Here is a 20,196-nt window from a genome sequence, read left to right on the forward strand (position 1 = left end):
TTTGGATGTCAAATTTACAATTAAAATTAGAGGCATGGATAGATGATGTGAATAGAGAGGATAGTTTCACTCTCCAATTAATTGAAAAGTTTTTAGTTGGAATGTTTTCCTTCATTAAATGGGCAGGTATCCCGTTTGTTGTTTATTTACTATTTGAAATTTCAAAGTGGTAATTATACATGGCTTTTCCCATCGTTACTGACGAGACTTTCTAATTTTCTGATAATCACACGCATGACTTGATAATATTCCTGATCCTGAAACATTTCATATAAAATTCGGTAATCATTAAATATGTCCAATAAATTATCAATTAGTTCCTTCTTTTCTTTTTTTCTTTCAATTTCTTCAAATTCTGCTTTTCTGATCATGTTCTGGACTTTTGGATTTTCGATTACCTTGTCTTGCTTATTCACTAAGTATAGGAGACCTAGTTTTTGAATGAATGTATCAGCATTTTCAGCATCGGCTACAAGTGTTAATTCTTCTTCACCTGCTTCAAGCCATTCACCATCACTAACTCGTGATAACTCATAAATGACATCTTCCCAGGCATCTTCCTTATAGCGCCAAATTTCTGTTCGGAAGCCTACGACTTTAAACAAGTCTGCGCCATAACCGCTTACTTGAACTAGATCACCGAAGAAAAAATTATATTCGATGTCAATTTGTTCTTTCTCCATCACAACGCCTTCAAATTCTGAAAGTAACTGTAAGGCGGATTCAATGAATAATCCGTCACTTTTATTTACTTCATATACATACTTCCCATCTAGCCACTTTACATCTGTTACCTTGCCAACTGTTCCATAAAGGGTAATCACGACCGTATCACCGATCTTAAACTTCGGTTTTTTTCTATTTGCCATTTCCTCCCATCCTCTCAATAATAAGTCGTGAGTTTTGATTACAATAGTATATGCACCGTTTAAATAAAAGCGCATGGCATTTGTAAAATGAAAAAATCGCCTCATCATGAGACGATTCTAATTTCCTATTCTTTCCGTTCAGTTAACAAATATTGCTGCCATGCCTCATCAAAAACAGACATGGATTCTAAATAATGACCGTTCAGCTCCAAATAAGAACTGATTTCATCGTAGTCCTCCGATACTTTAGGAAAACTATGATCTAAATACGCATGATTCGCAAATAAACTAATGTCATCCTTTGGAGCTGGATGCCTATATTTCATTAAAAAATGGTAAAAGGATTTGATCATACCGAAACGCCTTTCTCATCCAGATTTCTTAGAAATACTATAACGGATTCAATGATAGGCGTCCAGCGTTTTGGAATGAAAATAGTTTAAACTAACCTGCGGGTGGGACTGATTCGTTATGACGAAAAATCAAAATAATTTTTCTTTAGTAATCTCGGAATCCCCATTAATTCTTCAAAGCTGACCACTTTTCCAAGCTGCTTACAATCAATTAAATACAACTGATTTTCGATTTCTTTTACGATTGGTTCACTTTGATAAACCATCTTACAGTCAGGGCAGGAATGGGTAGGGGTTTCTGTTATTTCAATTGCTCGCGTCCCATCAGGCAATTCCCAAAACACAGAATCTGTTAATCTCACCACATTTGTGCTATTACACCACTCACATTCAGTATTCAATTACACCCCTCCTAATCCTTCATTGTTTCAGCTGATTTGCCTTTATTGGCTGGTTTCTGACTTTCCATTTCTTTCTGCGTCAACGCCTTAAATTTCTTATCCTTTAATTCATCCCGTTTGCTGCGTTTATCCTTTAATGTGGTGTGGGCAGGGTCTTGGTTGTAATCTTTGCGTCGATTTAGCCGCGTTAACCCCTCAGGTACAAGGTTAAAGTGCTGGTCATTCATAATACCTGCGATTCCTGCTAGTGAACGCTTCTCTTCCATATCCGGATAAACCTCTTGAAAATATTTTTCTGCCCTCCCGGGGACATAATTCTCCGGTTCAGGGTAGGAGGTAATTACCCCTTCAAAGTTTCGGAGGACCACCTTATCTGGACTTTGAGAAATCAGGTAATTAGGCTGAAGGGCAATTTTACCTCCGCCGCCAGGTGCGTCGACAACAAAAGTTGGAACTGCATAGCCCGAAGTATGGCCGCGGAGACCTTCAATAATCTCCAGTCCTTTGGAGACAGGTGCACGGAAATGACCAATCCCCTCTGATAAATCACATTGATAAATGTAATACGGGCGGACGCGGATTTTGACAAGATCATGCATGAGTTTCTTCATAATAGGCACACTGTCATTGATTCCTGCAAGGATAACAGACTGATTCCCAACCGGAACTCCAGCATTTGCAAGCATTTCACAAGCTTTTTTGGAATCCTCTGTAATTTCAATTGAAGTATTAAAATGGGTATTGAGCCAAATTGGATGATATTTCTTTAAAATATTACAAAGGTTTTCGGTAATTCTCTGTGGGAACACAACAGGAGCTCGTGTTCCGATTCGGATTATTTCAACATGATCGATTTCTCGCAGGTTTTTAAGGATGTATTCCAAGATATTATCATTAATCAGCAGGCCATCCCCTCCTGAAATCAAGACATCACGTACTTGCGGGGTATTTCTAATATAGGAGATGGCCGCATCCAACTGCTTCTTGGGGACGCCCATGCCAATTTGACCTGAGAAACGTCTCCTTGTACAGTAACGGCAATACATCGAACATTGATTGGTTACTAAGAAGAGAACCCGGTCCGGATAACGATGCGTTAATCCTGGGACTGGTGAATCTTCATCCTCATATAATGGGTCTTCCAAGTCATATTTCGTTTTGTAAATTTCCTTTGAAATTGGGACCGATTGCATCCTGATTGGACAGCGCGGGTCGTCTGGATTCATTAAGGAGGCATAATAGGGTGTAATATTTAAGGGAATAGTTTTCGTTGAAATTCTTACCCCTTCTTCTTCATCAGGTGTTAAATTGATTACCTTTTTTAAATCGTCTAACGTTCGAATCGTATTTGTTAACTGCCAAAGCCAATCGTTCCACTGCTCCTCGGTCACACCTTTCCACAACTCTATATCTTTCCAATGCCTGCTTGGTTTATATAAAAATTGTTTCATTGTCAGTTCCTCCCATCTTGCTTCACTAAAATAATATGCAAGATATGTGCCAATGATAAAAGCGGAAGCGCCCGTTTAGCGGCGTATGGCCTGGAGCGCTTTGACTGAGATAAAGGAAACACGGAGAGCGTAAGCGATTCGATGTTGACTTATCGTAGGGAAAAGAGCGAAGGACACTAGCCGTTGGGCGCTGTAGCTAGATAGTTGTCATAATTCAGAGTAATAATTTCTTATATAAAAAAAAAACCGCCGAAAACTCGGCACCTTATTCAATAATTTTTTTCAATTTATATTGTAAGGTTTGTCTAGGAATCTCTAACAGCTTTGCTGCCTGATTAATATTCCCTTCAGATAATTCAAGGGCGTTCATAATCAGATCCTTCTCTAATCTTTCGATATTTTTCCTTAATGATAGATTTTCTTGTACGACGCAGGTACTCGTAACTGTCCCCGGAAGATGTTTTAATATACTTGGTAGATCTTCATATCGCAACTGCCCTGCTTCACAAACATTCATCATATATTCAATGGTATGTTTTAATTCCCGCACATTCCCTGGCCATTGATAATTCGTCAGGAAGAGCCCCAGTTTCTTCTCATATCCATTGATATTTTTGTGGAGTTTTTGGTTAAATTCATTGATAAAATGTTCCGTTAAAAAAAGAATATCTTCTTTTCGATCCCTTAAAGGGCTAAGGGAAAAGGTAAAGACATTCAAGCGGTAATAAAGGTCAGCTCTTAGTGTTTGCTCTTGGAGGACCTTACTTGGGGATACATTCATGGCGGCAATCACACGGACATTCACGAAAATACTTTGTGAACTTCCGACCCTTCGTACCATCCCATCCTCTAAAACCCGTAAGAGCTTCGCCTGGAGCTCGGTCGGCATCGTGTGTAATTCATCCAGGAATAACGTACCGCCATCTGCCAGTTCAAATAACCCTTTGCGGTCTACGGCACCGGTATAGCTTCCTTTTGCCGTGCCAAAAAGGATACTTTCTAATAGTGTTTCAGGGATGGCTGCACAGTTTTGGGCAATAAATGGGGCATTGGAACGATGGGATTCATGATGCATGCCTTGCACAAATAATTCTTTCCCTGTACCCGACTCACCATAGACAAGAATAGGGGCATCTGATTTGGCCAGTTTCTTAGCCTCATCTTTCATCCTTTGAAACCCTGGATTCAACGTCAATAGATCATTTAATGTATACGTAACTTGTTTCAACGCCTTCTTCTTACTGCTTTTATTCAATCCTTTTTGTAAATCTAATAGTCGCTCCGCGAGCAGTTTCATCCGAGAATAATCTTTGGCGATTTCAACCGCACCAATAATTTCATTCCCGAGAAAAATCGGCAAGGTGGTGTTCATGGTATCGATCCTTGTCCCATGCAAGTTCATATAGACCTGTGTTTGATTGTAAATAGGCTTTCCGGTTGTAATTACTTTTAGCAAGGTACTCGACTCTTCTGTAAGGGAAGGAAATACGTCAAGTAAATACTTTCCCTGGACTTCCTTCACGTCCATGCCATCGTGTTTGGCCGCTACTTCATTATAAAATATTGTTTTTCCGTCGGTATTAACCACATGAATCCCTTCATCAATGCCCTTTAGAATGGCGGTAAGAACTTCTTGTGTTAAAGCGGTTAACAAAACCATTCAATCACCACCCTTCGCTGCTGTAAATAAGGTGCCAAAATTTTGGCACAGCAAGCCGAAATTTTAGCAGTTTGCCAGATTTTTTACCCACATATTCATATTTTCAAGTTTGTCATAAATATAGCAATTATTCATAAACCTTCCCCGGTACAAATAGCCCAACTGAAATAACACAGCATTCATCCCAAAGGATAACGATCTGGCAATGGAATAAACACAATAAATTCCTTTCCTTTGCAATTCCCCTTCTAGTTCCTGGAGAATTAATTTCATCAACCCGTATTTTCGATGTTCTGACAATGTAGCACAATCCGTTAACTCTGCGTTTTTATAAAGAGAATTAACTTCTGCTGAAGCAGCACTAACAATTTTTCCCGAATGGAAAAAAGTGTAATAAATCGTTCCTTCCTTTATGGTCTTTTTAATATATTCCGGATCATGCAATGGTGTTGGATAAATTGGAAACACCTGCCTGTACAGTGCGGCAAGTTCCTCAGCGCAACTGTCATCAGCCTTTCTTAATTCATATTCTTTCGGTGGAAATGCCTTTTGAACAGTGGTGTCTAATTGATAAATACTACGGATTATCCCGTCCTCAATCACCCAATGATCATTTTTTTTACGGTCTGGGGTATAAAACTTTGAGAAAAAATGGGCATCCGAGCCAAGAAAATAACGGTCTACTACAGCTTCTGGCTGAAGACCTTTTTCCAAGAAAGTGAAGTAATCTTCACGGCGGACTTTAACAATTAATTTTTCAGCCTTGTGTTCTAGGACGAGTGCTTCGACCTTCTCCATCAACAAGTTTGTATTGCCACGGTAATCATCCACACGGATACGTTTATTAAATGAATCAAGATAAATCTCGAGGAAATAATGGTCCACTTCTAGAAAAATAGTGGATGCTGTTTGATTCATCGAGTTCACCTCATTTCGATTATTTTTCTTGCAATCTGAAGAAATGTCTGACCCTAGAAAAGCCAGACATTTCTATATCAATTATAACAATTTTATGATAATTTAATAGGAATAATCTTTCTATTTATTCTGCAACCTCACACCATTTTAATAGAGTTAACGCGATAATTTCACTTGCCACAAACATATCCTCGAGAACAATATGCTCATTAGCATCGTGAGCAGTTTCAGTTATACCCGGCCCGAATACTACGACGGGAGTATCCCCAATCGATGAAAGAATACCACCATCTGTCCCCCATGGGCTTGCCTCGATTATCGGGCTATCCCCCTTCACTTCTATAAAATTCTTCGTCAATTCAGCCATCAAAGGATGATCATTGTCGAGGCTTCCTGGAAGCCATCTTCCGCCAAACCATTCTAATTTAAGTGGATTCTCATGCAGCCACTCGTCATGATCACCTAATTCACTCAAGCATTTTTCCATCTCCTGCTGTGCAGATTGAATCGTTTCCTCCGGAGATACGCCCATCCTACCTTCGATCACTGCGGTGTCAGGCACCGAAGAAGGCCATTCGCCGCTCGTAAGTTTTCCGATATTAATAGGAATTGGGATGGGGATTTTGTCAAAGAGTGGATCTGTCATTCTGGCATTTCTATCTTTCTCTAATTGTTGTAATCTTTGAATGACTAAGAGTGCTTTTTCGATTGCACTGATCCCTTTGTACCTTGTCCCTCCGTGTGCTGCCCTGCCTTTGACGGATATTCTGAACCACATGGATCCCTGCTGTTTAGGGAAAATTCTCAGATTGGTCGGTTCAGGAATAATGGCCCCATCCGCATGATAACCTCTTACAACAGCAGCAAGGGTACCAGCCCCGCCGCTTTCTTCTTCTATTACACTTTGAAAAATCACATCACCCTTCAGTTTGATTCCATTCGCAATTAATGACTCAATCGCCATTAATAACGCTGCGTTGCCGCCCTTCATATCTGTCGCACCTCTCCCATACAGCTTGCCACACTCAATTATCCCGCTGAACGGGTCATGGTTCCAACTTGCTTCATTACCAACTGGGACCACATCGATATGGCCATTTAAAATCATCGACTTACCGCCGCCAGTCCCTTTTAACACAGCTACAAGATTTGGGTTTCCTTCGAAACTCTTCCTATCACAGCAATAAGCTGGGTGAGATGTTAACTCATCACCGCCGATTTCCCAAATATCAAGGGTTAAGCCTAACTGTCTGCATTTTTCAATGATAATCGCTTGTGTACTACTTTCATTTCCCCGAGTGCTATTTTCTCGTACCATTATTTGTAACAATCTCGCTCCACGAGCCCGATTCTCTTTTATCCATTGTTTGATTCGCATTTCATCATTGTTCAAACGATTCACTCCTTCAGAATGATTCTGCTTAGTATGGAATCATACGAACAGTTTCCCGTATTTTGAATTCGCAGCCAGTTTTATTGACAACCGTTTCTAAACTGTAAGGGGCAAATAACTCTGTTAAAAGCAAACCCTCTTCCGTTACCATGAATACAGCTAATTCAGTTATGATTAAGTCCACACAGGCGGATGAAGTTAACGGTAATGTGCAAGAAGAAACAATTTTGGGCTTCCCTTGTTTGTCACAGTGATTCATAACCACAATAACTTTTTTCGCCTTTTGCGCTAGTTCCATTGCTCCGCCCATACCTGGAACCTTTTTCCCTGGGACAATCCAGTTCGCAAGGTCACCGCTAGTACTAACCTGAAGCGATCCTAAAATGGTAATATCCACTCTGCCCCGGCGAATCATTCCAAACGAAATCGCACTGTCACAATAAGATCCGCCCTGGTTCAAAGTAACTGGAAATCCTCCTGCATTACATAAATTTTCATCTTCTTCACCCTTACTAGGGCTAGGTCCCATTCCGGTAATACCGTTTTCCGCATGAAACATCACTTTTGTCTCTTTTGAAAGATGGTTCGGAACGAGCGATGGAATCCCAATTCCTAAGTTGACAACCATACCAGAATGAATTTCCTCTGCGGCTCGTTTGGCCATTTGATTTCGAACATCTACTCCCATGCCCATTTCCAATTGACCCCCTTCGATAAAATTACATAATCCACAAAAACTCCTGGTGTAATGATTGCGTCGGGGTCAAGACTGCCAAGCGGGACAATTTCTTCTACTTCCGCAATCGTGATATCCCCTGCCATGGCAACAAGCGGATTGGTATTGCGGGCACTTTTGTCATAAATTAAATTCCCATACTCATCGGCCTTTTTTGCATAAACAATGGACACCTCGGCAGTTAGGGCTGTTTCAAGCAAATACCTCTTATCTGCTAAAGAAATATACGGTTTGTTTTTCACAACTAATTCATTATCCATGCCTATATCAGAAAGAATTGCAGGTAGTCCGACACCGCCGGCACGGATTCTTTCAGCTAATATTCCCTGTGGTGAAAATTCGACCTCTAGTTTTCCTTCATGCATCAGCTGTCCTGCAAACGGATTGGAACCGATATGAGAGGCGATGACTTTCGATGCTCTTTGTTGGCTGACTAATTTTCCAATGCCAATATGCGGGAATCCTGTGTCATTCCCTATTAATGTAAGATCACGGACTCCTTTTTCAAGAATGCCATCAATTATATCAGGAGGTGAGCCGACCCCGCCAAACCCGCCAAACATCAATGTCATTCCATCATGGAAATATTCCATGACTGCCTCTAATGTAGTCACTTTTCTAAACGGATTTTCCATTTCAGTTTCCCCCCTTTCCTTCATTCATTGCGTTTACACTGAGAAGTCTTTAAATGTTTCTATTAGTAACAGGACTAATTCATCCATCTCTTTTTGTGTAATGTTTAGTGGTGGTGAAATAATGATTGAGTCACCATTAATTCCATCCATTCCTGCACCAGCAGGATAGACAATCAGCCCTTTTTCCTTGGCCAGTTCAACCATTCTTTGTGTTACCTGCGCGTTTCTAGGGAATGGTGTTTTGGTTGTGGAATCCTGGACAAACTCGATTCCTAGCAATAACCCTTTGCCGCGGACATCGCCAATAAATGAGTAGTATTGCTTTAAATTTTCAAGCTGGCCACGTAAATAATTCCCTTTATTTTCAACCTCCTGAATAATATTGTTTTCTTCTAAATATTGAAGGACTGCCAAGGCAGCCGCACATGCCTGCGGATTTGCACTCAAGGTATGACCGCTCATTACGGCCTTTGTACCAGCCAATATCGGTCCGATGACTTTGTCGCTGGCGATAGCGGCGGCAATCGGTGCATACCCCGCACCCATCCCTTTTCCTAAGGCAACAATATCAGGAGTGATTCCCCATTGTTCACATGCCAGCATGGATCCAGTTCTGCCACAGCCTGTCATGACTTCATCTGCAATAAAAAGGATGTCATGATCCTCACAAAGTTGCTTTAAGACTTTGTAATACCCAGAGGGTGGGGTTATGGCTCCTCCTGCAGCGCCAATCACGGGTTCAGCAATAAAGGCAGCGATTTGATCAGCTCCAATCCGCTTAATCGCCGTTTCCAATTCGTGGGCACATAAGTAGTTACAACTTGTTGACTCGAGGTTATATGGGCAACGGTAGCAATATGGGGGATGAATGACTGGAAAATCCTCTAAAAGTGGAACAAATCTAGCTCTCCTTGCTGTATGCCCTGACATGGATAGTGCTCCTAGCGTTATCCCGTGGTAGCTCACCCATCTTGAAAGCACCTTAGATTTCGTATGAATCCCCTTTTCTTGCCAATATTGAATCGCCATTTTCATCGCCGTTTCAGTTGCCTCGGAACCGCTGTTCACAAAGAAACACCAATTCAGATCTCCAGGAAGCATATCTGCCATCTTTTTCGCTAAATTCTCCGCTGCCTCACTCGTAAATTGGGACCGATACACAAACGAAACCTTTTTTGCTTGTTCATTCATTGCTTCGATGATCTCTGGAACACCATGACCAATATTAGCTGTTACGGCGCCGGAAGCAGCGTCTAAGTACTTTTTTCCATCCATATCAAATAAATAAATTCCTTGGCCATAGTCAATAACGGGATATATGTCATCGAGCATTGGCTTTATGAGAAAAGAATGATCCAAAGGGATTCACTTCCTTTTAAAATTAGGCAGTCCTTATAGAAATTGTATGAATGGTTTATATATTTCTTTCGTGTTATTTACAAAGAAAAGCGGAAGCCAAACTATTTAATCTAATGCATTCTTTTACATTTCTTGAGGATTCATATAAAATTACTTTTAGAATACAGAAGGAATGGATCCAATGAGTTCACTCAAAAAAATAAAGTTAAAAACAAAAGAGATCTCGACCGTACAATTAATCGTTATTTTTTATTTATCTGCTTTAGTCATCTCGACACTTTTATTAAAAATCCCGATGGCCCACCGCGAGAATGTTTCGCTCAGCTTTATTGATGCCATGTTTACCTCGGCTAGTGCGATAAGTGTTACCGGGTTAAGTGTGATTTCCATTAAAGATACTTTTAGCAACTTTGGAATCTTTCTCTTATGCTTAATTCTCCAATTGGGTGGATTAGGGGTCATGTCTCTAAGTACATTCCTTTGGATTATGCTTGGCAAAAAAGTAGGCTTAAAAGAAAGACAATTGATCATGATTGATCAAAATCAATCGAAACTCTCTGGATTGGTCCAATTGGCAAAACGAATATTAATTATTTTTATCTCGTTTGAATTTGTGGGTGGGATCATTTTAGGGATTCGTTTTTTGAACTATTACGAAGGAACATTATCTGCATTTAAACATGGATTTTTCGCATCGATCAGCGCCACGACCAATGCGGGGTTTGATTTGACAGATGAGTCACTCAGTCCATTTAGCGGGGATTATTATGTACAGTCGGTCATCATTGTATTGATGATTGTGGGGGCGATTGGCTTCCCAGTGATGGTGGAGGTTTATGAATTCTTATTAAATCTTAATAAGAGGAAGAAATTTCATTTCACTTTATATACGAAGTTAACAACCATAACGTTTGTCCTTCTTACCGTAATAGGGGCCATAGTTATCTATATTTTTGATAGTCAACACTTTTTTACGGATAAAAGTTGGCATCAATCCTTTTTCTACTCGTTATTTAATTCGGTGACCACCAAAAGTGCGGGCTTAGCAACCATGAATATTAATGACTTTACACCGAGCAACCAACTGTTCTTGTCCATATTAATGTTCATTGGCGGCTCCCCTAGTAGTGCTAGCGGCGGCATCCGAACGACTACGTTTGCGATCATTATTTTAGCCATTGTATTTTATGCTCAAGGAAAAAGTTCAATCAAGATCTTTAGACGTGAATTGCTAAGTGAGGATGTGCTGAAATCCTTTATTGTCATCATGACGGGAGCGCTATTATGTTTATTTTCCATTTTAGTATTATCGATTACTGAAAACGGCACAGTTCTTGAGGTCATCTTCGAGGTTTCATCTGCTTTCGGAACAAATGGATTATCGCTAGGGTTAACACCTCGACTGTCTACCTTTGGACAAATTCTTATTATTATCCTTATGTTTATTGGGAGAGTCGGAATTGTTACTTGTTTACTTATTTTGAGAGGCAAAGGCAGTAAGGAAAAGATCAAATATCCGAAGGAAAAAGTAACAATTGGGTAATACATACAGGGTGGAGGATTTGTTTATCCTTATATTTTTTGTAAAAAACTCCGCAAAATATAGAAAATGGCTGACTCGTTTTGAGTCAGCCTTTAATTCACTATTAACAGCCCCAGCTTGCTCCAATAATAATCAATAGGATAAAGAGGACAACAATTAACGCAAATCCACTGCCGATTCCGCAGCCTCCTACTGGATATGCAGGGTACCCACAACCACTAAAACCACCACAACCACCAAAACCACCATGTCCGTAATACATGCACATTCACTCCTCGCGAAATTGTTTCTTAACACTGATACAATATGTAGTGGGTACTTGACCCGCATGTGCATTCGCCTATATTATGAAAGACAATGATAAAAATTGTAGGTGAAACGATGAAATCGATAGTGAAAAATTTTATTAACGGTATTTTAACGATTGTCCCTATCACCCTGGTGGTCTATGTCATTTACAAAACTTTTCTATTTTTAGATGGTTTACTGGGTAATATGCTGAAGCCATATTTAAAGGAGGATTACATCCCTGGCATTGGCTTACTGTCGACCCTTATTTTAATTACAGTATTGGGCTGGCTATCCACGAAATATATCTCAGGAAAGATTATCAGGTTGATTGATTGGCTTCTCGATAAGATTCCTGTTGTTAAAACAATCTATTCTGTTATTAAAGACACTGTTCAATCCTTTCTTGGTGAGAAGAAGTCCTTTTCCAAAGTTGCTCTTGTCGTCATTCCAGGAACTGAGATGCGGAGTCTTGGTTTTATTACCTCTGAACAATTAGAGGATTTCTATTCTCCCTTAAAAGACCATGTGGCCGTATATATTCCACAAACCTTCCAAGTGGCCGGGTTCACGTTTTTAATTCCCAAGGAACAAGTTGAAATTATTGACCTCAAAGCTGAGGATGCGATGAAATTTATTCTTTCAGGCGGGATGACATCTACCTCTAAACAAAAAGCAAAATAGGTCATCAGCCAGTAAAGACCGGTTATACGCCACTAAAATTTCCCATGCGCCAGTATAAACCAGTTATCCGCCAGTAAAATTTCTCATGCGCCAGTATAAACCTGTTATCCGCCAGTAAAGACCAGTCATCCGCCACTAAAATTGAAAAAAGCCGCATAGCGCGGCTTTTTATTTTGCTTCGAATAGCTTAATGAACTCCCCGTACCCTTCCTCTTCTAGCTTATCACTCGGAATAAACCGTAAGGCAGCGGAGTTAATACAATAACGCAACCCAGTAGGCGCTGGTCCGTCATTAAATACATGTCCTAAATGGGAATCGGCCGATTTACTTCTTACCTCGGTCCGCGTCATATAATGACTGAAATCAGCTTTCTCAATCACTTCTTCATCTAGAATCGGTTTGGTAAAGCTCGGCCAACCGCAGCCAGCATCGAATTTATCCAATGAACTAAACAATGGTTTCCCCGAGACAAGATCCACATAAATACCCTCTCTTGTTTCATTCCAATATTCATTTCGAAACGGTGGCTCGGTGCCATTATTTTGTGTGACTTCATATTGAATTGGTGTTAATTCCTTTTTTAATTGGTCTTTGTTTTTCACTTTTTCTCCCCCCAATGACTTTGAATAAAGCCAGCACGGCCTGATCCTACATGATAGGACTCATAATGGGCCCGATTTTTCTTATAATACTGCTGATGATAGTCTTCAGCTGGATAAAAGGTTTTTGCAGGCAAAATTGGTGTGACAATCGGCTTGCTAAAACGGCCACTTTCCTGTAATGCTTGTTTGGAGTCTTCTGCTAGCTTTTTTTGTTCCTCATCATGGTAGAAAATCGCCGTTTGATACGATTGCCCGCGATCATAAAATTGACCGCCTGGGTCGGTTGGATCGATTTGCTGCCAGAATAACTCCAGCAATTTCTGATAAGGAAAAACCTCTGGATCGTATGTAATCTGTACGGCTTCATAGTGACCGGTTGATTCAGAGCATACTTGCTGGTACGTCGGTTTTTCAACCGTTCCCCCTGTGTAGCCAGAAAGAACACTTTTAATTCCTGGCTGTTCATCAAATGGTTTTACCATACACCAAAAACAACCGCCTGCAAATGTTGCAACTTGAAATGGCTTTTCCATGTTCCCACCCCTTTAACAATATCTTCTTGATTAAAAGTATACAGAAAGTATTAGTAAAAATAAAATTTCATAAACCATAAATAAGCTGAGCAAGTCATGGTCGATATCGACTTAACTTGTTCAGCTTTCCTTTAATAGCTTTTTCGTTGCTGTTTGATTTGTTTGTTCAAATTTTTCCAATGTTTTTTGACTTCAGCTTGGGCCCGTTTATCCGCCTTTCGTTCGATAAACGCTAATTCCTTTTGCAGTTTATTATAACTTGTTAACCGTTCAGCTGCTACCAATCCTTCTTCAATCGCCCTCACCACTGCACAGCCAGGCTCATTTTTATGTTGACAATCCCGGTAGCGGCATGAGGTGGCTAATTCTTCAATGTCTGAAAAGGTTTCCGATAAACCGTCCGTGCTTTCCCAAAGCTGCAGTTCCCTCATACCTGGCGTATCAATCAAGACACAGCCATTGGGAAGATGGATTAGTTCACGATGCGTCGTCGTATGACGTCCTTTATCATCCCCCGTGCGAATATCCTGAACCTCTTGTTTTTCCTTACCTAAAAGGCGATTCGTTAATGTTGATTTACCTACCCCTGAGGATCCAAGCAAAGCAATCGTTTTTCCCGGCTGCAAGAATGGTTCTAATTTATCTAAACCACTCACCGTTTCTGCACTTACAGCAATCATCGGAATCCCCATACTAACTGCTTCAACCTTAGCTGACTTACGATCTAGATCCTGACAAAGGTCTGCTTTACTTAAAACTATAACAGGATTTGCCCCACTTTCCCATGCAAGCAAGAGGTAGCGTTCAATCCTTCTTAAATTCAAATCCTCGTTTAATGAATTGACGAGAAACACCGTGTCGACGTTGGTGGCCACAATTTGCTCTTCTGAGGTAAGCCCTGCTGATTTTCTTGAAAATTTACTTTTCCTGGGCATGATGGCTAAAATGGTCCCTTTTCCTTCGTTGCTCCTCGGCTTTAGTGCTACCCAATCTCCAACAGCTGGGAAGTCCTCTCGGTTGAGCGCATTAAAACTAAGTCGGCCTGAAACCTCACACAATAATTCCCCCTGCTCCGTCCAGACCCGATACATTCGTTTATGTTCAAGTGCGACACGACCTAGAATCATTTCTTCATTTGTATTTAAAGTATAAAAATGTTGTTTTACCGTTTCAGTTAACCCCATTGTTACTAAATTCATTTGTATTCCTCCAGCGAATCATTATTTTTTACATAATAAAAAACCATAGGCACACACAGCCCATGGTTTATTCGCTATTGGAATAAATGTACAAAGGAACCCTAACGAGGTAGACATTGGGCTGTGCAACTAACAATATTCAACTGACTGATTGCTCTCATTGTTTCAATTAACATTGCACGTCACCCACTTTCAAATATATTTGTTTTAAGTATATGTGTAATATTCCCATTTGTAAATAAAAAATGAAAAAAATCCAGATTTGTGCAGAAGAAGTTAGACACCTACCTATTTAAGCTTGAATAAATTATGGTGTAATCCATTTGATAGGAGTTGATAATATGTCCGAGAAAAGAACTCATCCCGATTATCTCCAAAAGGCGGCTATGTATGATTTGCTGGCTCAATTTTATAAATACTCGTTTCCAAACTTACACATGCATTACTACCTAAAACATGTCGAATATATGAATAAAGCGATGAACTTCATGAGAACAAATCCCCAAGCAGTCCAAGGAGAAGCGACTGTTCGCGTCCTCCACACGTCCCCTGATTCCCCTAACGTTGATATATATATTGATGGACACCGAGTGATAAGGAACTTACCATTTAATAATGTAAGTAATTACCTATCATTAAAAGCAGGAAAACATCATATCGATATTTACCCAACGGGAAATATGGTCGACAGTGTTTTAAATAAAAAGATAACAGTTGAACCTGGAAAATCGTACACACTTGCTGCCATTGACTCTGTGAAGAAAATGCGCCTGTTAGTTTTCCAAAATAAACCAATAGTCCCAGCAAATGAATCAAAAGTTCGCTTTATCAACTTATCACCAGATTCCCCACCCTTAGATATTGCAGTGAAAGACAGAGATGTGGTTTTCCCAAAAGTATCGTATAAACTGGCCACAGAATATTTAGGATTAACACCAATGACAGTAGATTTGGAGGTTAGGGAGGCCGATACAAAAAACGTGCTATTACCGATGCCGAGAGTTCAATTTTTGCCAAATGAAAGCTATACGATTGTCTTCTTTGGTCTTTCAAAAAATGAACCAGCATTCCAATTTATCAAAATGAAGGATTAAAAATAGGTGCCTCTAATTTAACGAGGCACCTATTTCACTGGAACTAATATCGTAAACCTAATATCATCCTTTTTCAGGTCAAATTTGTCCGCCTTTAGTTTAATATCACTTTTTAATCTCAATTGCTGCATATTGATATAAATCAGTTTATCTTTTGGTCTGATCTCAACACCTTTTGGGATTTTATAATTATCGCTAATAAAATTAAGAACGTATGAAATGGGAAGGTGTAAACTCCCGATAGTCATTGATTTCTGCTTTAATACCAAATCACCATTTTCAAGGGCACTTGGTTTAAAGGTTAATTTCATATTTAATTCTTCACTAAAAAACGGCAGGGTACCATACAGTTCGACCTCATCCCCCAGAACGACTTGATAATCAATCGAAGAACCCACAGCCTCTTCTTTAAGATAATGATTAATTAACTGATTTAAATCATTCTTATTGGATTTAACATGAAAGGAAACATGTTCACCCGCCAGCCCCTTCATTTTGCTTGTTTCCGGGCCCTCCGATGGGAACATCATAAGGGACAAGATAATAATAGCGAACAAAAGGTTGATTCCCAGCAAGATTAGGAATCCTATTTTCCATTTGTTTTTCATCTAATTCTCCTCTGTATTAACCATAAATGGCGGCTTATCTAATCCAGGTAATACTTGATCTTCTAAGGTCTCGTTCAACCTTTGTGCAATCAACTCATAGCCTTTGTCATTTGGATGGAAATTATCAGTAAATAAAAGGTCTTCTGTTGCATTTAAAAACATATCTTCGATTGGAACAAAATAGGCATTTGAATAATTGGCAATGACCGTTTGTCCGGTTTTATTCCAGTCAGCTACAATCTCATCCAACTCTTTAATTTCTGAAAACCATTTAGAAAATGGATTGTATAACCCCACTAATACAACCTGTGCATGGGGATTTTCCTGTTGAATAAGGTCAAAAATTTCAGTTAAATGTTTTTGATAGGATTCTTTTTCAGCTGTGAACGTAGATAGTTGAAGGTTTTCAATATTGTCCTTGACTACTTTCATTATATCGTTACCGCCAATTGTTACTATGACCAAATCTGCCTTTTTTAGCGCACCTTTCAGTTCTGATGTATTCAATCTTTTTAACAGTTGAGTTGTCCGATTGCCTTTCACACCATAATTATTAAAATCAACTTCCTTGATTCCCTTTTCTTTTTCAAGCATCGTTTCTAAATATGGCAAGTAGCCGCCTTTGTTTGTACTATCGCCTACCCCTTGGGTTAGTGAATCGCCCACAGATAAGACTGTTAATTTACGTGGGACAAAGTCAGCGGGAACTTGGGCAAAGGCTTGTGCAGCAGTTTTCTTTTCAGAATGTAGTGTCAATTGATCAACTGGATTACAAGAACATAGGAATAATACCGAGAGAATGAGAAGGGGGAAAAGCTTTTTCATCTTCATTTCACCTTCCTTCTAAATTATTTTTATTATAGCACGGCTTGAATCATTCAAAACAATATGTACTATATCCTATTCCTGCCAAAAAAAATAGACCTGTCCAAAGGTCTATTGCAATGCTTTCATATCATGAATGATTTCATCAAAAGGAACATTCTTGTAACCATCGTAGGATTTCCGAATATGCCCTTCTTGGTCTACTAAATAAAGGGATGTTCCATGGATGACTTGATTACCCTCTTGGGGCTTTTTAACCAGTGCTTTGTAATTTTTCAAGGCAAAGTTTTCAATATAGGCCTGTGAGTAGCCAGTCAGAAAGGTCCAATTTTTAAAATCGACTTGGAATTGCTCCGCGTAACGTGTCAATACTTCCGGGGTATCTACCGTCGGGTCGACACTGAATGAAACAAATTCAATATTTTTCAACCCTTCATCCTTGACCATTTTTTGTAATTTCGTCAAATTGGCTGTCATCGGCGGGCAGACATCTGCACAACTGGTGAAAATAAAGTCTGAAATCCATACTTTTCCCTTTAAATCCTTTAAACCAAAGGATTTATTGTCTTGATTGGTTGCTGTAAACTCCTTAACAGGCCAATCGACAGCATTTTCTATTTCTTTTTGACCACATGCTGTCACTATCATAGTTGTTAGAACCATGATAACTAATAAATACCGTGCCTTCATACAATCACCTGCAACCCTTTTTCTATTCCATATGGTGAATAGTTTAACAAAGAATTGAAAAAGAAGAAAGGATTTGGCTTGTTAATCAATCACACCGGTTCGTTCTATTGTATTTTTGACGTGCACATCAAATGTTACCTCCTTATATACCCTGTCCCACTCTTCCTTTGTGATTGTTTTTCCTCTTAGATGTGCTTCGTATTCATTTCCAAATCCGACTGGGTCAATTTCTAATTCCTTAAAATGAAGGAGTAACTCTTCAATTTTCTTTTTCATTGACTGATTGAGTTTGTTTTCAAGTAACTTTACCGAAGCAGGTTTACCTAAATCTAAGGCTTGGGTCATCTCTAATACTCTTGAATCTAGTTTAATATCGACTCTAAATCGGAGGTTTTTTTTATTAACTAATTTTATCTTTGTCTTAGTTCGTATATTATCAATTGTGACATATATTTTGCTGAATATTGGTTTCTTCGTATAATTTTCATTTTTTAAGATGATTTTTTTTAATTGTTCCGTCTTAAACCCCATTTCTTTGGTACCCGCATTATATTTATCCACTAATATTTTCAAATAAAAAAGGTCCCCTTGCTTCAATTCATCCACTAAACGATCATCTTGAAAGAGACCAACCCCATCGATAATAACATCTTTCCCCTTAACTTTTAAGATTGGGAGCACAGGGTCCTTCCCAATATCATAATAATTATGGTTGAACTCATGCAAGGTCGGGGAAATAACTTGCTCTCCCTCTACATTTTGTTTAATTAAATTGTACATATATGTCCCAAGGTTTAAATTCCCTTTATTCTTATTTTCAATTTGCATGATTTCTGCAGCAGTTTGATCCGCAATCGTTAAATAGACCATATTCCCAATCGCAGCATCGCGATTCAACGTGTCGACCAGCTGGATAATCCCTTTTTCTGCAAGCTCTCGACTATAAACAACAGAACGGAGTTGTCCTGAAACGAGCTTCTGATTGGATTGAAGATTTTCTAGTTGTCTTAAACCCTTGCTTGTTTTTGCTACGGATGTGATTACTTTCGTTGCCGCTTTAGTCATCGGGTCAAACTTTTGAACAACTGCAGTTCCTTTAATTTTATTTTTCCCTTCCAAATCGAACCCTGAGGTTGTCATTAATCCTAATTTTTCAAGTGGCTTTTGCTGTATACAACCAGCACAGAGAATCATCGTCATCAAACATACTGTCCAAAGAATTAGATTGCATTTATGAGGCTTCTGCACTTGATTTCTTCCTCCTTTGGAACCATTTCTTCACCAAAACAATCATTGATAAGAGGACAGGATAACAGAAGGCAGTTAAAAAGCCGAGACGACCAACAAAATCCGTCAATTCATTCATTTGATACCTTGCTTTAATAAAAAACGATCCACCCCAAACAAGGATACCGATGATCCAAATCCCCTTTTTTTGTTTCCAATTAATAATTCGATTAAACCCCTTAGATGCCGCCCACAAATAGGCGCACATGTTTGGCAAGATGACTAACATCCAAAAAGAAACGGCAATAAATTCAAACCGTTCTAAGTTTGGTAACCTAACAATTTTAAACATTGATAAAACAGGCCAAATAGTCCGAGCCAACCCGTTTTCAGCGAAGAAAGTAATGCACACCATTGTCACAGCCGTGAAAAATACCGTTGTATATAAATTCCCTATTTGTGAGTACATAAATATCTTTTTTTTATCTTTTACATATGGATATAGGAACATAAGTAGTTCAAAGCCCATAAGAGATAAAGAGGTTTTATAGACCCCATTGAGAATGTGCTTCAGATCTGTGTTTAAAAGAGGCAACAAATTTTTAGGATCCGCATACTGCATAGGTACAACTAGAATAAAAATCATCCAAATAGTCCCTAAGACTGACATAAAAGCTACTCCGACAATGATACGAACGCCGCCATTAACTCCATAAATAGTTAAGAGGATTAGAGCAAGCGAGATTTGCCATGTGGGCATTTCGGGAAAAATCCACACTTGGACAATTTCAATATAATTCATCAGGATAACAAAAAAACTTATGGTCATATACATCATATAAAAAACATTCAACGCATTCCCAAGCCATTTTCCAAACACATCTACCTGAATTCCATATAAATCCGCACTTTCATATTTTTTAAGCATGAGAACCATCATGGCTAAGACAAAAGCCGAAAATAGTCCTCCAAGAAAAACAGAGATCCACGCATCGTGTTTTGCTGCTAAATAGACAATTCTAGGTAATCCAACAATTCCTACGCCTGTTTGTGTAGAGTGTATAAAAAACATGACCAGGAATGCATTAACCAATAATCCTTCTTTTGGCTGTACATTTACTTTCATC

23 protein-coding genes are annotated in these 20,196 nt (G+C 39.2%); 4 read left to right on the plus strand and 19 right to left on the minus strand.

The features are described from left to right. The first annotated feature begins 5 nt into the window (after nucleotides 1–5). Nucleotides 6–173, plus strand: a complete 168-nt coding sequence (locus BR30_RS36465) for a hypothetical protein (protein WP_155928424.1) — start codon at nucleotides 6–8, stop codon at nucleotides 171–173. Here BR30_RS36465 and BR30_RS0103600 read toward each other — a convergent pair whose 3' ends face one another. The 10 genes from BR30_RS0103600 to BR30_RS0103645 form a co-directional block, all read right to left on the minus strand. Next, the gene (locus BR30_RS0103600; RefSeq protein ID WP_026563804.1) at nucleotides 174–869 is read right to left on the minus strand and encodes a hypothetical protein; all 696 of its coding nucleotides are present in this window, start codon (nucleotides 867–869) and stop codon (nucleotides 174–176) included. A gap of 125 nt (nucleotides 870–994) precedes the next feature. Next, nucleotides 995–1,219: a YozE family protein gene (locus tag BR30_RS0103605; RefSeq protein WP_231507623.1), complete on the minus strand. Its 225-nt coding sequence runs from the start codon at nucleotides 1,217–1,219 to the stop codon at nucleotides 995–997. A gap of 119 nt (nucleotides 1,220–1,338) precedes the next feature. After that, complete coding sequence (locus BR30_RS0103610; RefSeq protein WP_026563806.1) at nucleotides 1,339–1,623, minus strand: YokU family protein; 285 nt, start codon at nucleotides 1,621–1,623, stop codon at nucleotides 1,339–1,341. A gap of 11 nt (nucleotides 1,624–1,634) precedes the next feature. Further along, nucleotides 1,635–3,074 (minus strand): lysine 2,3-aminomutase, encoded by a 1,440-nt coding sequence (gene ablA, locus BR30_RS0103615; RefSeq protein ID WP_026563807.1) that lies wholly within the window; start codon nucleotides 3,072–3,074, stop codon nucleotides 1,635–1,637. A 265-nt stretch (nucleotides 3,075–3,339) separates the two neighbouring features. Then, entirely contained in the window at nucleotides 3,340–4,734 is a 1,395-nt protein-coding gene (locus BR30_RS0103620; RefSeq protein ID WP_026563808.1) for a sigma-54 interaction domain-containing protein, read from the minus strand. 63 nt (nucleotides 4,735–4,797) lie between these two features. Then, the gene (gene ablB / locus BR30_RS0103625) at nucleotides 4,798–5,652 is read right to left on the minus strand and encodes a putative beta-lysine N-acetyltransferase (protein WP_026563809.1); all 855 of its coding nucleotides are present in this window, start codon (nucleotides 5,650–5,652) and stop codon (nucleotides 4,798–4,800) included. 124 nt (nucleotides 5,653–5,776) lie between these two features. After that, nucleotides 5,777–7,030, minus strand: coding sequence for a peptidase (locus BR30_RS0103630; protein ID WP_035445048.1), 1,254 nt, complete (start codon nucleotides 7,028–7,030; stop codon nucleotides 5,777–5,779). Nucleotides 7,031–7,073: 43 nt separating this feature from the next. Continuing rightward, entirely contained in the window at nucleotides 7,074–7,739 is a 666-nt protein-coding gene (locus BR30_RS0103635; protein ID WP_026563811.1) for a 3-oxoacid CoA-transferase subunit B, read from the minus strand. Continuing rightward, nucleotides 7,724–8,416, minus strand: coding sequence for a CoA transferase subunit A (locus BR30_RS0103640; protein WP_026563812.1), 693 nt, complete (start codon nucleotides 8,414–8,416; stop codon nucleotides 7,724–7,726). The genes BR30_RS0103635 and BR30_RS0103640 overlap by 16 nt, the downstream gene beginning before the upstream one ends. 33 nt (nucleotides 8,417–8,449) lie before the next feature. Beyond that, complete coding sequence (locus BR30_RS0103645) at nucleotides 8,450–9,775, minus strand: aspartate aminotransferase family protein (protein WP_026563813.1); 1,326 nt, start codon at nucleotides 9,773–9,775, stop codon at nucleotides 8,450–8,452. A 181-nt stretch (nucleotides 9,776–9,956) separates the two neighbouring features. Between BR30_RS0103645 and BR30_RS0103650 the strand changes: the two genes are divergently transcribed. Then, nucleotides 9,957–11,318, plus strand: a complete 1,362-nt coding sequence (locus BR30_RS0103650; RefSeq protein WP_026563814.1) for a TrkH family potassium uptake protein — start codon at nucleotides 9,957–9,959, stop codon at nucleotides 11,316–11,318. 103 nt (nucleotides 11,319–11,421) lie between these two features. On the opposite strand, the gene BR30_RS38370 is transcribed toward BR30_RS0103650, so the two are convergent. After that, nucleotides 11,422–11,580 (minus strand): YjcZ family sporulation protein, encoded by a 159-nt coding sequence (locus tag BR30_RS38370; protein WP_081825339.1) that lies wholly within the window; start codon nucleotides 11,578–11,580, stop codon nucleotides 11,422–11,424. Nucleotides 11,581–11,699: 119 nt separating this feature from the next. On the opposite strand from BR30_RS38370, the gene BR30_RS0103660 reads away from it, so the two are divergent. Continuing rightward, nucleotides 11,700–12,290, plus strand: coding sequence for a DUF502 domain-containing protein (locus BR30_RS0103660; RefSeq protein WP_026563815.1), 591 nt, complete (start codon nucleotides 11,700–11,702; stop codon nucleotides 12,288–12,290). 168 nt (nucleotides 12,291–12,458) lie between these two features. Here BR30_RS0103660 and msrB read toward each other — a convergent pair whose 3' ends face one another. The 3 genes from msrB to rsgA form a co-directional block, all read right to left on the minus strand. Continuing rightward, entirely contained in the window at nucleotides 12,459–12,893 is a 435-nt protein-coding gene (gene msrB, locus BR30_RS0103665; protein WP_026563816.1) for a peptide-methionine (R)-S-oxide reductase MsrB, read from the minus strand. After that, the gene (gene msrA / locus BR30_RS0103670) at nucleotides 12,890–13,426 is read right to left on the minus strand and encodes a peptide-methionine (S)-S-oxide reductase MsrA (protein ID WP_026563817.1); all 537 of its coding nucleotides are present in this window, start codon (nucleotides 13,424–13,426) and stop codon (nucleotides 12,890–12,892) included. Before msrA ends, msrB begins: the two co-directional genes overlap by 4 nt. A 131-nt stretch (nucleotides 13,427–13,557) precedes the next feature. Continuing rightward, nucleotides 13,558–14,625, minus strand: a complete 1,068-nt coding sequence (gene rsgA / locus BR30_RS0103675) for a ribosome small subunit-dependent GTPase A (protein ID WP_026563818.1) — start codon at nucleotides 14,623–14,625, stop codon at nucleotides 13,558–13,560. A gap of 341 nt (nucleotides 14,626–14,966) precedes the next feature. On the opposite strand from rsgA, the gene BR30_RS0103680 reads away from it, so the two are divergent. Further along, nucleotides 14,967–15,719: a DUF4397 domain-containing protein gene (locus BR30_RS0103680; RefSeq protein WP_026563819.1), complete on the plus strand. Its 753-nt coding sequence runs from the start codon at nucleotides 14,967–14,969 to the stop codon at nucleotides 15,717–15,719. A gap of 29 nt (nucleotides 15,720–15,748) precedes the next feature. On the opposite strand, the gene BR30_RS0103685 is transcribed toward BR30_RS0103680, so the two are convergent. The 5 genes from BR30_RS0103685 to BR30_RS0103705 all read right to left on the minus strand — a co-directional run bounded on the left by BR30_RS0103685 (nucleotide 15,749) and on the right by BR30_RS0103705 (nucleotide 20,195). Then, nucleotides 15,749–16,327 (minus strand): YpmS family protein, encoded by a 579-nt coding sequence (locus tag BR30_RS0103685; RefSeq protein WP_026563820.1) that lies wholly within the window; start codon nucleotides 16,325–16,327, stop codon nucleotides 15,749–15,751. Then, the gene (locus BR30_RS0103690) at nucleotides 16,328–17,152 is read right to left on the minus strand and encodes an SGNH/GDSL hydrolase family protein (protein ID WP_026563821.1); all 825 of its coding nucleotides are present in this window, start codon (nucleotides 17,150–17,152) and stop codon (nucleotides 16,328–16,330) included. 111 nt (nucleotides 17,153–17,263) lie between these two features. Next, the gene (locus BR30_RS0103695; protein ID WP_026563822.1) at nucleotides 17,264–17,842 is read right to left on the minus strand and encodes an SCO family protein; all 579 of its coding nucleotides are present in this window, start codon (nucleotides 17,840–17,842) and stop codon (nucleotides 17,264–17,266) included. An 81-nt stretch (nucleotides 17,843–17,923) separates the two neighbouring features. Next, nucleotides 17,924–19,090, minus strand: coding sequence for a Ger(x)C family spore germination protein (locus BR30_RS0103700; RefSeq protein ID WP_026563823.1), 1,167 nt, complete (start codon nucleotides 19,088–19,090; stop codon nucleotides 17,924–17,926). Continuing rightward, on the minus strand, nucleotides 19,074–20,195 hold the full coding sequence (locus tag BR30_RS0103705) for a GerAB/ArcD/ProY family transporter (protein WP_026563824.1): 1,122 nt from the start codon (nucleotides 20,193–20,195) through the stop codon (nucleotides 19,074–19,076). Before BR30_RS0103705 ends, BR30_RS0103700 begins: the two co-directional genes overlap by 17 nt. Nucleotide 20,196: the final 1 nt, after the last annotated feature.

This window comes from Bacillus sp. UNC41MFS5 (assembly GCF_000686805.1).